The organism is Eubacterium pyruvativorans, from assembly GCF_900102225.1.
Classification (GTDB): domain Bacteria; phylum Bacillota; class Clostridia; order Peptostreptococcales; family Anaerovoracaceae; genus Aminicella; species Aminicella pyruvativorans.
Genome location: NZ_FNBF01000024.1, coordinates 1 through 13214 on the forward strand (window position 1 = coordinate 1; position 13214 = coordinate 13214).

General features: G+C 52.1%; 10 protein-coding genes. 1 reads left to right on the plus strand and 9 read right to left on the minus strand.

Translation table 11 applies throughout. The annotated features are described in order from the left end of the window. Nucleotides 1-284: transposase (locus BLQ24_RS07930; protein ID WP_176755887.1), on the plus strand; the 284-nt coding region annotated here is incomplete at its 5' end. A gap of 244 nt (nt 285-528) precedes the next feature. On the opposite strand, the gene BLQ24_RS07935 is transcribed toward BLQ24_RS07930, so the two are convergent. The 9 genes from BLQ24_RS07935 to BLQ24_RS07980 all read right to left on the minus strand — a co-directional run bounded on the left by BLQ24_RS07935 (nt 529) and on the right by BLQ24_RS07980 (nt 13047). After that, nucleotides 529-1767 (minus strand): Wadjet anti-phage system protein JetD domain-containing protein, encoded by a 1239-nt coding sequence (locus BLQ24_RS07935; protein WP_090164431.1) that lies wholly within the window; start codon nt 1765-1767, stop codon nt 529-531. Beyond that, complete coding sequence (locus BLQ24_RS07940; RefSeq protein ID WP_090164432.1) at nt 1764-5111, minus strand: ATP-binding protein; 3348 nt, start codon at nt 5109-5111, stop codon at nt 1764-1766. The genes BLQ24_RS07935 and BLQ24_RS07940 overlap by 4 nt, the downstream gene beginning before the upstream one ends. Beyond that, nucleotides 5080-5709: a DUF4194 domain-containing protein gene (locus BLQ24_RS07945; protein WP_090164433.1), complete on the minus strand. Its 630-nt coding sequence runs from the start codon at nt 5707-5709 to the stop codon at nt 5080-5082. The genes BLQ24_RS07940 and BLQ24_RS07945 overlap by 32 nt, the downstream gene beginning before the upstream one ends. After that, complete coding sequence (locus tag BLQ24_RS07950; protein WP_090164434.1) at nt 5706-7109, minus strand: Wadjet anti-phage system protein JetA family protein; 1404 nt, start codon at nt 7107-7109, stop codon at nt 5706-5708. The genes BLQ24_RS07945 and BLQ24_RS07950 overlap by 4 nt, the downstream gene beginning before the upstream one ends. A 139-nt stretch (nt 7110-7248) precedes the next feature. Beyond that, complete coding sequence (locus BLQ24_RS07955) at nt 7249-8079, minus strand: Ig-like domain-containing protein (protein WP_090164435.1); 831 nt, start codon at nt 8077-8079, stop codon at nt 7249-7251. A 398-nt stretch (nt 8080-8477) separates the two neighbouring features. Further along, complete coding sequence (locus BLQ24_RS07965; protein WP_176755888.1) at nt 8478-8987, minus strand: diguanylate cyclase; 510 nt, start codon at nt 8985-8987, stop codon at nt 8478-8480. A gap of 288 nt (nt 8988-9275) precedes the next feature. After that, nucleotides 9276-10688 carry a dihydrolipoyl dehydrogenase gene (lpdA, locus tag BLQ24_RS07970; protein WP_090164437.1) on the minus strand — a complete coding sequence of 471 codons (1413 nt, stop codon included), beginning with the start codon at nt 10686-10688 and terminating at the stop codon, nt 9276-9278. Nucleotides 10689-10706: 18 nt separating this feature from the next. Beyond that, complete coding sequence (locus BLQ24_RS07975; RefSeq protein ID WP_090164438.1) at nt 10707-12014, minus strand: dihydrolipoamide acetyltransferase family protein; 1308 nt, start codon at nt 12012-12014, stop codon at nt 10707-10709. Between the two features lie 19 nt (nt 12015-12033). Continuing rightward, entirely contained in the window at nt 12034-13047 is a 1014-nt protein-coding gene (locus BLQ24_RS07980; protein WP_090164439.1) for an ATP-NAD kinase family protein, read from the minus strand. Nucleotides 13048-13214 lie beyond the last annotated feature (167 nt).

The following is a 13214-nucleotide window of genomic DNA, read 5'->3' on the forward strand; positions in this document are numbered from 1 at the left end:
TTCCCAAGGCGATCGAGTGCCTGGAAAACGGCCTGGATGAGTCTCTGACCTTTTATGGATATCCGGACCTTGATCCCAGGAAAGTCTCTTCCAGCAATATGATCGAGCGCCTGAACCGCGAGATCCGTCGCAGGACAAGCATCGTAGGCGTATTTCCGAACGAGGACTCCTACGTTCGGCTGGTGACAACCTACCTGATGGAATATTCTGAGGACTGGTCGACATCACGGAGTTACATTCGTGAATCCGCCATCACAAAAATCCTTGAACAACAGGCCGCCTGATCATTATCGGGGACTCAATGGAAACTTTTTGCGAACAATTCTTGACACTAGCTTTAGACTGCTATAGCATTTTCACGTTATTGCGCTCCCATAATCCGAAGAACAACCTCTTCCGCATTTTCTCCCCGCCGTTGCATGGAAAATAATTATGCATGAAAAAACAGGCCGCCGCAGCCGGTGATTCCTCACCTGCTGCAGCGGCCTGTGTCTAACAGATCTCCCTCCAGCCGTCCGATGATCTGCCTTATTTATTCAGAAAACTTTCCTGCTCGATGGTGACACCGTGATACAGAATCCTCTCTATCGCATCCTGAAACAGCGGGTATTTTCCCGTCTCCATATCTTCATGCAGGGAAGTCAGATACTCTTCGGAACGTTCCAGTCCGTGCTCGTGAAACAGATCCACACATTCGCCGGACATGCGCATGGGCGTCAGGGAAGGAATCAGTTCCTGTAATCGATTGAACATCCGGAAGCCACCGGTGTCGATATCCGCCCAGAAACGGATCTGCGTGGTTTCAGCTGCCCTGCGGGAAATCAATGCGATCAGCTTTCTCTTCCGGGGGCTGAGGAATCCGCCATGATAGACAACCAGCTCTTCCGGCTGCTTCTCTGACATCACATACTCATCGTAGTTGGTTTTGTTTTCAATGAACGTTATGCACCGGACGGCCGTCAGGTCTATTTCCGTAATGAAATCCACCAGTGTACTGGGCAAGGCCAGACCACTGGGTGCAGCGCCGATGCAGATCCGTCCCTGATTCGTCCGGATACTGCAGTTCCCGGCCAGCTCATAATATTCCGGACGTGCGTAGATCCCCAGAAACGCCAGCTGCTCCCGCTCACCCATTTCGGCTTCCTCGCAGGCCAGAGCCAGCTCCATATCATATTTCCTTGCGATTTTCAGAAATATGTCCCGGATATTCCGCTCGAAGTATTTCGTGTCGGAATAGCACCGGCTGCTGAAAGCACGCATCGTGATATCCCCGGACAGTGCGGAATACCCCCGAAATGCGCAGAGCAAGTCCGCTAACATTGTATCGTCATCCTTGCAGAAAGCAGGAACCTTCATCTGCTCTCCGGCAGACTGACAGACCGCATCTTTCCATGCTGTAATCCAGGGAACCGTAACGTGATCCAGTCCGGTACTGACCGCATCAACGAACCGATTCGCCCGCATGCGGGGATGCTGCCTTTCGGTCAGGGCATAGCACTGCATGACCCGGTCCAGGCACAGTACGATGACCGAAAGCACCGGCCGTCCTTTGACCCACTCCAGCTGCACCAAATGCTGCTTCTCCAGCGCTTTGGCTGCTTCGTTGTAGGAATCTCGCACCGCCGCATCCTCGTAAGCGTACTCCGGCAGGTCCTTCTTTTCTACCTTCAGCATCACCCTCCGGTTGGAAACGCCGGGTTCTGTGAGATGCTTGCTGTGCTCGTATTTGTCCAGCAGCCGGTTCATTATAATGCGCTGTTCATTCATGAAGTCATCTCCTTGCCGAAGGACAGGATATGCATTCTGTACTTTTCTTTGTTCACCAGCAGCGTGCGGTCGGCGATCGGCATAATGTCCGAAACTTTGTCCGGTGGTGTGCAGATGATGGCCTGCAGTCCCATCTTCCGCAGCAGGCGGACACTCTCGGTAATGCGGTCACCGTCCATCTTGTTAAATGCCTCGTCGAATACGACCAGTCGGACGGTATTCCCGAAGCTGGACGTATCGTTCACCCGATACAGCTGGGCGAATGAAGCCAGAACCGCAATATAGAACGGGGTCTGTGTTTCCCCGCCGGACTTGGTGTTCAGCGACTGGGAAAGCAGCTGCTTCGCACCATTCTGATCGGTGGTCTCCAGGTCAAACTTCAGGTAGGTTCTGAAGTCTGTATATCTCTGAATGTTTTCCTGCAGTTCGCTCTGCTTTCTGGCATTCAGCTGTGTATCGTCCGCCATGGTGATCTGACTGAACAGTTTCTCGATCAGCGGTCCGTATTTCTCCTGGAACGGCAGCGCCAGCAGCCCCATTTCACCGTCCATCAGTTCCGGGGCCATAATCATGTCATAGTATTCGGCGTAATCCGGATTGCGCTCGACCCGGAACTGGTACCGGTCTGTTCCAAACTGCGCCTGGCGGAGTGCACGGTTCAGATTGCGCACCTGATCCTGTACCTGATCGATGCTGGATTTCAACTTTGCCAGGAAATCGTTCTGGAACTGCTCCATTGCGCTCTCCCGGGCCTTGACGATCTTCTCCCGGTACTGGGGCAGCTCGCTTTCTTCCAGGAGACGCTGCTCCGCCTCATACTCCTGGTTATCCATGGCTTCCACATGGAAAGAACAGGATTTCATCCGATCGGCATATTCCCTGCGTGCAGTAAACAGCTTATTCCGTGCCGTTTCCAGTTCGTTCACGCTCTGTTCTAACCGGTTGCTGAAGTTCCGGTGGATTATATCCGCACGCTTCAGACGGGCGAATTCCTGCTGATACCGGGGGATGCCGGTGTTGTCCCGGTATTCCGGAGAAAACTCTTCTTCCAGGCGGTCCTCCGTCTCGGCATGCTGCCGATTATGATCCGGCAGCACTGCGGCATCCAGATGCCGGATACGCTCTTCGTAATGGCCGATCCGAATCATTTTCTGTTTCTTTTCGTTATTCAGCACAATGATTTCATTTCCCAGTGCCGTAATGGTGCGGCGCTGCTCATTCAGCCACAGCAGATCCAGCTTGGACAGCTGGTCATCAATGTCGGTGACTTCCGTTGTGATTTCGATGCTGCGCAGGTATGCGGTCTGTTTCTCTGCAATGGTATTCTGCACGAAGAAACGGCTGAAGAGAGGTTCTTTCTCCTGCACGAGCAACTGCCCGACGGGCTTCTCGTTCCGCAGTTCCTGCTCAATCTGTGTGATCTCCTCCTCCAGCCTGGCAATTCTCTGTCCCAGTGCCCGCCGGCCGATAAACGCATCGTTCATTCGTTCCCGGGGTATCGGGCGGGCGACGTAGCCCTGATAGAGCATTCCGTCTGCTGTAATTGCGATCTTGAAATTGCGCAGCTGCTGAACAGTGTCACAGCACACCACCCGTCCCAGCAGGTAATCCACATAGCTGCGGGCCAGCGGATTGTCTGTCTCCACTTTTTTCGCAAGACTGTCCTCCCGGGGACGGATCTTCTCCCGCTCCCAGAGCTTGCCCACATCCACCAGACCAAAGGACGAGGATCCGAACTCGTTTTTTATCCGATTGAAAACAGAAAGTGAGGTCCGGTAGTATGCCGGATCGATCAACAGATAGAACTTCTGTGTGTGAAGGTAGCCCTCCACCGCTCCGCACCACAGTTCATCGGTTACCTCCAGCACATCCGCCAGGATGTGGATGGCAACCGGCTTTCCGACCTGGCGCTCAAGCTCACCGGCCAGTCTCCCCTTCAGCTGCAGCAGGCCCTTCGGGTAATCCTTGATTCCCTTCCGGAGATTCGCCAGGGCCAGGCTCTTCTCGTCCCGCTGCTCTTTCAGTTCTGCCCGGCGGTCCTCCAGCCTGTGCCGGGCACTGCGGATCACATCAGAAAACACCGCCGCCGTCTTCCGGGCATTTTCGAAAGGCGCCAGAGAATGGGAAAACATTTCCTCGTCTCCGGAACCAAAGACCGAATAGGCCTGCAGGATGCCCCGGGCAGCTTCCTGCACCGGCGAAAGGAGTTCATTCTCCTTCTGCCGGAGGATTGCATTGCACAGTTCTTCCAGCCGAAGCGCTTCTCTTCTGATTTCCTGCGCCAAGGACTTCAGATTCTGACGCAGCTGTTCCTGTTCTTCCAGCAGCCCCTGCTTACGGCTGCGCAGCTTCTCCTCCTCCTGAAATACACTGCTCTGCGCACAGGCCAGGTCCAGCTCCCGCCGTCGGTTCTCCTTCTTCGTGATCTGATCCGTGATTTCCCGGATGCTCGCTTCAATGGCAGCTAATTTTTCAATGCAGTCTTTCTTTTCAAGTTCTGCCCGGTTAATCTGATCCTGCTCCATTTCTTTTTTCGACCACAGCACCAGGAAAGTCTGCACCCGCCGGCGCTCGACTGCCTGCTGCATCTCCCGGTATAGTCTGCCGATCTCCTGCAGGGCGGCCAGCCTCTCCTCCTGCCTCTGGGCCAGCAGCTCCTGCCGCTTATAATCCCGGATATTCTGCTGCATGGCTTCAATATCCGGCTTATCGGGAATGTCACAGATGTTCTCCGTGATAAACTTCTGGATGTCCACAATCGGGCGGAAGGATACTGCCTTCTTCATCATCCGGAGAACCTGCTCATTGTGAACATTCCAGCGGGAAAGCATGTTCCTGCGATACTCCTTCTGGGTATCATAGATTTCTGCTCTGGCATAGTTCTGCTTCAGAAAACGGCGCAGTGCGGGAATCTCCATTGCCTCTCCGTTCTCCACGAAGCAGTTTTCCGGCAGGGTGCCCACATAAATGAAGAAGCGGTCCTGCCTGCTGCCGTCACTGCGGCAGTCGAAAACAACCCCTGTGACGAAACTGTTTCCCTCCGCCTCATCCTGAAACTCACAGGCGATATAACTGGAGAAATCTTTTCCACGGCGGGAATACGGGTTGTTCTCATCCATGTCCGCCCGGAGATACCCGTCCAGCGTGCGCTGAGACTTTTCATTGGCGGCCTGATTGAAATTTCTGGCATTCGTTTCGCCCAGCAGTACAATCTGCAGTGCATCGATCACCGTCGATTTTCCCGCACCGTTCTTTCCCGTCAGGAAGTTCACATCGCCCACCTCGATGAGCTCCTTACTAAAATACAGCCAATTAATCAGCAGAATCTTCTTCAGCTTCTTCATCGGCCTCCTCCTTTCGCAGCGCGGATACAACAGCGTTCAGTTTCTCGCCGGACACAGCGGTCAGGATCGTCGGAAGAATGGCGAATTTGCAGCTGCTCTGGTTGAACTTTCCTTCGATGCGCTGAATAATCGAATGGTTTTCCAGCAGGGTCAGGGCCCGCTTCACCTCGGCCATGTTGGGTTTCGACGGCAGAATTGCATAATCAGTCACAACCTTTTCCAGAACGTCCCGCACGGTGCAGACCGCATCCTGTTCCAGGCCCAGCCGGTCCTGATTGTCCTCATAGAGCAGGCGCAGAGCCAGCAATATGGCGGTTTCCTTCTTGTTCAGGTTACAGCGGTTCGCCTCATCCGTGTTGGCCACATAATAGTAGCCATTCAGATCGTCATGACGCAGATCCCAGTCCAGAAGTCCGAGATACTCCTGCACTGCTTCGAAATTCCGGCTCAGAAACGTATAATCCGGATTATTCACCCTGCCCTTTCCGGGGCGGTACAAGGTCCGCACCACATAGGTCCGGCTTAGAAGCTGATTGCATACGGACTTAAACTGTTCCAGCTCCCGGGAGGTTGCCTGCTGCAAAAATTCGAAATTCATTTCTTTTTCTCGACCTCCTTCCGGCGAATCTCCATCTGCGGGATGGCATATCCGTTTTCACGGAAAGTCCCTTCCAGTTCCCTGATCTGATACCCGGCAGCAGGGTCTCCGCCGGTCAGCACCGCCAGCAGACTCATGATATACGCCTTGTCATCCCGGATCCCCAGATCCTTGGAATAGCAGGTTTCCGCATCTCCCAGCCACCCCTGCACATATTCCGCTATAGCCCCACGGCCGTATTCAGAATGCAGCAGTTCCGCAGCCCGGGCGGCAGCATCCGCATCAGAGACCGTTTCCTGAACGAGAACCGGCGCCGCCTTTGTCCTCTTCCCCGGACGTTTCCGGTACCACAGACTCTTCTCGGAAAGGAAGGACTGCTCATAAATCTGAAACACGGGCTGAATCCGGTCCACCAGATCCCCGGCGCGGCGGTTCCGGGACAGTGCCGTCAGCAGCACATTCAGATTGCCCCGGACGCTCTGGTCCCGATTCGTCAGATTCTCGACTTTCTGCGTCGCCGCCCTGGTGTAGCGCCGAACCTGCGCATCAATCTCATCGAGATAATCATGCTCTATGCTGTCGTATCGCTCATCGATCCAGAAAATCTTCCGCAGCAGATCGGCACGGCACGCCTCCACAGTGTCGCCCCGCCTGTCCTGATAAGCGACATTTGCCATTGCAAGCAGCAGCGCATCATCCTCCGCCCAGTTCCTCAGAACCGACTGGATCGGGACACGGTATTTCGGCACAGAATCCTTGATTTTCAAAGGCCGAATGTATGCCTCGATCACCTTCTGCCCGAAATCATCGAAGTGGGACGCCAGCACCTGATTGACATCCTGCATGTCGATCTGCATCTGGAAATAGTGCTTCACATTATGATAGACCATCTGCAGCAGCTTAATCAGTGCGCTGGTATTGTCATAGGCGCTGTAGACGGCGGCCATTTTCTCATATACATTTCCACTCTCATGGGCCACTTTCAGGGACGAATAGGTGTTGAACACATAGGAATATCCCCGCACAGTGCTGTCATCCCGGAGCTGATGGAACAGTTCCAGCAGACGGCTGCTATAGCCGGGAACAGTGATGTACTCCTCGAAGTCCTCCCCCCGTTCTTTCTCAAACCACCCCTTGCTGCAAAGCTTTCGGATCAGAAAACGGGCCCTGCCGGAGATATCACGCAGCTCCTCCTCGTCGATATCCTCCCCTTCGAAGGTCGCCTCCGCCAGCTGCTCCTCTAATTTGCTGCGCAGCATGGAATACAGCGCATCCTCCCGTATTTTCAGATTGTCGCGGTACGCAGTGTACAGCACATCCAGTGCGTCCGCATACAGCGCACGGTTGGGCGAGGACAAAGGCGAAAAGAGCTCGCTCGGAACCGCCTCAAAGAATTTCATGAAACTTCCTCCTGCAGACAGGGGTAATGCACTGCATTACCCCTGTCTGTCTCAGATTTCCAACTGTAAAATCGGATCATTTCCTGCTGATACAACTACTCATTTTAGTATAACAGCCCTTTGAATACCTATTCAAAACCTAATTAATATCAAGTTTATCAAATCCTATGTCATTCAAACTCATTTTTGCAGTTGTTTTTAATAATAAATTCCACGAGTTGATTGCATATCTTAGGTCAGAATTAGAGAATTCGTTCATCTCTGTCCCTGTTCTTCGGAATGAAGCCGCAGTGTCATTAGTACTCCAATTATATCTAATTGACTCTGCATAATCCCTGATATCAAAATAAAGATAGGAGTTCATTAATTTTTTCTGTGTCTCGTCAATATTGTTTATTTCCACTTTCGCCGTGTATACATATCCCATTCTAATGGCCATGCTGACCGATGTTTCAAAACGATAGTTATTGTGATCAGACTCAATGGAGTAATAAAATATCAATTTATCCGTAGATTCGTCGTAGGATACATTCGTGAATGATTTTCGTCCCACATCAGGATTATCATTGTCAATCTGAATGACGGGATCACCACCCCCATTGACATACCCACCGTCATATAACAAATTCATCAAATACTCTTTATTCCATTCATCTGAATTTACCACATTAAAGGTACGACTTGCTTTCTGCTTTTTATATATTGCAGTAAATTTTACTTTACCTCTGTTCTTTGCTTTGATCTTTCCGGTCTTCTTATTGATTGTTGCAATCGTAGTATTACTGGATTTCCAGACGACTCCTTTCCCATAATTCGTTTTCAATTTAAGTGTATCATTGATACAAAGCTTATCCTGAGACGGCTTTAATATCTTGAGTTTCTTTGCAGCTATCGACGGTATGAACGTAAACACGACCATAATTAGTACAGCCACGAGTATTGCTGTAAAACGCTTGAGCACTGTTTTCATGAAGTTTCCTCCCCTCTAATTATTTAACACCAAGCAACAATATTACTCCACTTAGTATACACTATCAGAAAGTGCTTGTGCTCGCATCTATGTGCTTACAGTTCACAATCAGAACCGCCCAGATCTTTCCCATCCTGTTCTTGAACTTATGTTAGCGTAATTGATATCCGTACACGATCCAAACTATCTCCATATGCTTTACCGCTTACGAAATCGCTTGCGATCGCTTACAAATTTAAAAAATAATGCAGAGATCATCCTGCATCAGCTTGGAATCTCTCCATCCAGCGCCATTCAGATGCTGTACAGCCAGATTGTTCTTACGAAGGGGATTGCCTCTGGATCTTCATCTTTCATACAGAAATCCAACGGCAATCGGCAATATACAATTTTAACGCTTAGACTTCTCCTCCAACCGCCGTCACGATCCGGCCCCTTCCATTCTTCTTCGCCGCATACAGGACGTCGTCCGCATCCTTATACACGGATTGAATACTCTGGTTTTCCGAAACCCACACGCATCCTACCGAGCAGGTGATGGTGCGTCCATCGGGAAGCTCGATCGCGCAGATTGCATCCTTTATCTTCTCCACACGATCCATCGGATCCGGTCCGCCGGCAAGCACAGCGAACTCATCCCCGCCGATCCGTCCCACAGCGGCCTCCGCTTTCTCGAACCGGTCGTCTCCCCAGTAATAATAGTCATCATACACATGATCCAGATGATCGATGTGCGCCATGAAGTGGTAATGATTACTTTTCAGATAATTCCGGATCCGCTCCCGGTGAAAGAAATAGGCAAAAAAACCGGCGACCAGAAAAAAAGAAAACGCATTGAGTATATCCCCAGAAGCAACTGCGGAAGGGTTAATCACCCCCGTCAGAGAGAGCACCGCATAGATGCCCATCAGGACCATCAGAATATGATTGAGGATCCGCGCCGACTTCCAGTTTTCTGCCGCAATCAGTCCCCTGCACGAACCGTACTGCTCCGGCGGGATGATGCAATCCTATTTACCTTCATTTTACACCACGGCACTGCACTTTTGTGAAGATTTAAAGGGGGAAAAAGTCGTAAATAATTCAAAAACAGGCACTTCTCTCTGCCTGTTCTCGAACGCATGTCAGCGGATTTCGGCCTTCTGCCTGTTCCCCTGATACGTCTGCGCCCGGTTGCCCGGGCGCAGCTACTGCGATTAATGTTTCTTCGGCGGCATATTCAGAACTCTTCCCTGCAGATCCAGTGCTGCCTCCCGCACCGATTCTGAAACGGTCGGATGAGAATGGATCGTACTGATCAGTTCGTCCGCCGTCGCTTCCAGCCGGATGGCCAGCGCACCTTCCGAAATCAGGTCTGTCGCTCTCGGTCCGATGATGTGCATCCCGATTACCTGCTCATATTTCGCATCGGTGATAATCTTCACCAGGCCTTCTCCGCCATTCAGAATCAGCGATTTCCCGTTGGCTGATAGTGGGAAAACACCCACTTTATAATCCAGCCTCCGCTCTTTGCACTGTTCTTCTGTGAGGCCGACAGAAGCCGCTTCCGGCTCCACATAAACACAGGTGACGTTGGTGGATTCGTCATATTTCGCATTGATTCCCATGATATTTTCCGCCGCAATCTCTCCCATGACAGATGCGGTATGGGCAAGCTGGGCATGCCCGAAGACACAGTCTCCTATCGCATAGACTCCTCCGATATTCGTTTCCATGCGATCATTGACCAGGATCCGTCCCCGGTCGTGATGGATTCCTCCCACTGCCAGATTCAGAGAATCCGTGTTAGCCCTTCGACCGACAGCAACCAGCACCTTTTCTGCATCGAAACGCACTTCCTTTCCGCCCTTTTCTCTGCAGATTACGGATGCTCCGTTCTCTGTATTTTTCACAGACTGTACAGGGCATTTTAGATGAAATTCGATTCCCATCTTCTGCATATGTGCGACAGCAATCTTCGTCAGGTCGGCATCCAGCATCGGCAGCATATGATCCAGCGCTTCCACCACTGTGACCCTTGTACCGAAGCCTGCATAAGCACAGGCAATTTCCAATCCGATTACGCCGCCTCCGATGACAATCATGGATTCCGGAAGGTGATCCAGTGATAATGCTCCGGTGGAATCGATGCAGGCCGGGCATTCCTTCAGGCCGGGAATCGGCGGCAAAACGTTAACGGATCCGGTCGCTACAATGACTGCATCGGAATCCGGTGTTTCCGCACTGCCGTCTGTCTTCAGAATTTCGACTTTCTTCTCACCGACGAACCGGGCCTGTCCCTCCAGAATGCGAATGCGATTCGCTTTCAGAAGTCCACCGACCCCGTTGACCAGACGCTTCGAAATTTCCGATTTATGCCTGATCACCTGGGGAAAATCAATTCCCATTCCTTCTATATGAATTCCTATGTCTTCTGCCTGACTGCGGATCTGTTCCGCCAGCTCCGCACTGTGAATCAGACATTTGGTCGGGATGCAGCCCACGTTCAGGCAGGTTCCGCCGAGATGTTCCTTCTCAACCAGAGTCACTTCTGCACTAAGCTGCGCTGCACGGATCGCTGCGATATATCCGCCCGGGCCGCCTCCTATGATTAATACTTTCTTCGCCACGGCAGACCACCTACCTTTCTATGACATCAGCAGATACGGATTTTCCAGTATTTCTGCAACCCGCTGCAGGAATCTCGACGCCTTCACACCGTCTATGACCCTGTGATCTGCCGTCAGACTCAGGTTCATGATCGGCCGGATTACGATTTCTCCATTTCTCACAACCGGCGTGTCTACGATATCGCAGACCCCCAGAATCGCCAGTTCCGGCTGATTGATGATCGGCGAGAAGGAAGTGATTCCGTATGGTCCCAGACTGGAGATCGTAAAGGTTCCGCCTGTAATATCCTCCAGTGCAACGTCACCGTTTCTGGTTTTCCGGATCAGTGCATCCATTTCCCGGGAAATTTCAGTCAAACTCTTTTCTTCACAGCGCTTCACATTCGGAACGATCAGCCCGTCACCCTTTGCCACTGCCAGGCCCACATTGGCATGCCTGTGGTGTGTCAGCATATTGTCCGAGAAACTGCCGTTGACATCCGGAATCTCCATCAATACACGGGCGCAGACCTTCATCAGAATATGATTATAGGTGATCTTCAACCCCTGGTTTCCCATTGCATCTTTCAGACGGCGGCGCATTTCCTTCGCTTCCGTCATGTCCACCGGTCTCGTGTAAGTGACCCGCGGAGAAATATGCCAGGATTCCGTCATATTCTTCGCAATGCTGCGGCGAAGAGGATCGACTTTCTTCGGAGGCAGATCATTATCATCCTCCTCAGGCGGAGCAGAATGCGCTGCAGCCTCCACATCCGCCTTCATAATCCGTTTTCCCGGTGATCCCGCACCATTCAGATCCACCCCCAGATCCGCAGCAGCCTTCACGGCTGCCGGACTGGCTTTCGGACCCGCTTTTAGATATTGTTCAACATCTTCTATCTTGATTCTCCCATTCGGCCCGGTTCCGGTCACAAGAGAAAGATCAATGCCCTTCTCTCTTGCCAGTTTTTTTGCTGCCGGGGATGCTTTCACCTGGTCGGAGGCCGGGGAAGAACCGGCAGAAGGCCCGGAAGCCGCAGATGGCTCTGCCGACGGTTCATTCTCCGCAGGGGTCGGAGAAGCGTTCTCCTCATCCGGAATGCTCTCTCCGGCCGCTCCGATATAAGCCACAACGGAATACACATCCACCGTTGTTCCCTCCGGGACGATGATCTTCAGAATCGTTCCGTCGTGCTGGCTTTCCACATCATTTGTAATCTTATCGGTAGAAGCGGTGAACAGAATATCTCCGGTTTTCACCGTGTCGCCCTCTTTCACTTTCCATTCCTCCACCGTACCCTCTGTCATCGTCATGCCCATCTTCGGCATCAGAATTTTTTCTGCCATCGTTTCATCCTCCTTCAATTCACCGGTTGAACAGTCCTCTGCGGACTCCCTCTTCCAGTGCTTCTCTGATTTTTACCCGAAGCGGTCCGTTCCTCGTGATAACGAACGTCAGCGATTCACCGGCATTCGCACGCACCTCCCGTTCACCATCCAGAGCGATCATGCAGTTTTTTCTCACCTTGTATTCATATGGAACTCCCACCGGAAGCTCTCTTCGCTCCAGCACGTCCAGATCTGTCAGCATTCCTGCGGCAATCGGCGCTTTCACACTCCATTTCGGAATCTGATTTTTCTTCTCTGAACCCCGGAGAAGGATCATCAGTCCCCGATCTTCTTCCTCTGTGACAACGCCCATGCATCCGGCCGCTGCCGAAAATCCGATGCTCGCCGGGTGACACCGGGTGACGAAGACTCGTTCAATTTTCTCCGGATCCCATATTGCCCTGGAGCCAACCCAGAGATCATCAGAAATCACCGCATCAATCAGGGCGATGTCCAGGAGTTCTCCGTTTCTCCAGATCTCAATTCTCTTGTCCCGGATACAGCAGCTCTCCGGATCACGCATCCCCGCAATCAGCCCTGCCGCCATTCCGGCAACCGTTCCCTCTGTCATCTGCGGATACACATTATTCGTTCCGGTGGATACCGGAAGAATCGGCGTGTCATGCACACTCTTCGCAGCTGCCCGGCTGGTTCCGTCTCCGCCCAGGATTACAATGCACCCGACGCCCATTTCTTCCATAATTCTCGCACTGTTTACAGTATCCTCCTGGGACTGTCTGTAGGGAATCTGAAGGACTTCACAATTCGCTGTCAGTCTCCCGTCAATGGTGAGGTCATCGACGACGACCCAGCCGAACTGGAAACTGTCCGGCATGAAGTAAAAATGGTCTGTTCCCATCGACTGAGCGGCCAGAACAATCCGCTTCACGATGTTTACCTTCTCCTGATTATCGATTGTCGTTGCATAGGACACGAGACGCCGGATGTCTTTGCCCGATGCCGGATTCGCTATGATACCGATACTGGACATGTCTGGTCTCCTTTCCGGTTTTCTGCGCCCCTTCAATGGGCTTTTCAGAGATGATTGTCAAGACAAAGGGCTGTCTCCAGCCTTTCAGTCACAGAGCAGCCCTTTGCAGCCAGAAACACGGATCGGTTCCTGTTCTTTTCATTCCCGCCGGCTGTGCAGCGGGCCGG